The sequence below is a fragment of the Leifsonia aquatica H1aii genome (genome assembly GCF_000633535.1).
GTDB lineage: Bacteria > Actinomycetota > Actinomycetes > Actinomycetales > Microbacteriaceae > Leifsonia > Leifsonia aquatica_A.
This window is the reverse complement of sequence record NZ_AYMR01000072.1, coordinates 1-905: the sequence shown is the minus strand read 5'-3', so window position 1 is coordinate 905 and position 905 is coordinate 1. Positions and strand designations below refer to the sequence as shown.

Below are 905 nucleotides of genomic sequence, written 5' to 3'. Positions count from 1 at the left end.
TGTCGAGTAGGGCTGTGATTCGGTGGGGCGTCTGGATGACGCTCAACAGGCCTGCCACGTAGTTCGCCCACGTCGACGGTTCCATCGTGTTGTGAAAACGGACCGCCGCGATGAACCCAGATCGAAGGTTGGCGGGCAGAGTTGCCGTAAGCGGCTCGACAATCTCTTGGGCTTTGCGGCTTCGCGCTGACTGCGGCGTGATCCTGGTGGATCGCCATGGTCGGTCGGGTGGCAAGGGGGAGCTCGTTGCCTGCTCGAGTTCCTTCACCGCCTGGGTGACCCACTCGGCGGCTGTTGCGTCATCGTGTGGGATCGCGATCTGTTGCGTACGAGAGATTGCTTGGCGTCCGAGGGCGAGAGAGACGCTGCCGGGGTCTTCGTGGTAGTTGAGGTATCGGGTGACGTCCACGCCGGGTGGGCAAACCTCGTTCAAAACGACGTCGCCCGCGAAGTTGCTGGGGTCGATGAGCCAGCCTTCCCGAACCGTGACCGTGGGGTGGAGGTGGACGCGGTAAAGGTAGAACTGGTTGCCGTGGTCGGCCTGGTCCTCGATGCGGCGGAACATATTGTGAACAGCTGCCTCATAGGTGCCGACGTGCAGAGCCTGCGAGCGCTGTCGTTCGACCCAGCCTTGAACGTGCCCGTCGCCGCCCATTCTGAGTCGCGTCTCCGGTGTTAGCAGAGCGCCAGGGTCGAAAGATGGTGTGGGCCAATTCGGCTGCGTTGCCGTGTGGTACCAGGTGAGATTGGGGACATCCATGTCGTGGAGAGCAGCATCTTTCGGATCGACGGTCACTCTCGCCGTGTCTTCCGCTTCACGGGTCACCCCGCACCCGGGGCACCGTTCCAGAGCCTGCTCCCACCTGTCGATCCACTCGAGATCAACCAGCCACGTCAACCCGCAC

At 62.7% G+C, this 905-nt stretch carries 1 protein-coding gene; it reads right to left on the bottom strand.

Translation table 11 applies throughout. The annotated features are described in order from the left end of the window. Nucleotides 1–796: hypothetical protein (locus U870_RS0122215; RefSeq protein ID WP_162819250.1), on the bottom strand; the 796-nt coding region annotated here is incomplete at its 3' end. Between the last annotated feature and the right edge of the window lie 109 nt (nucleotides 797–905).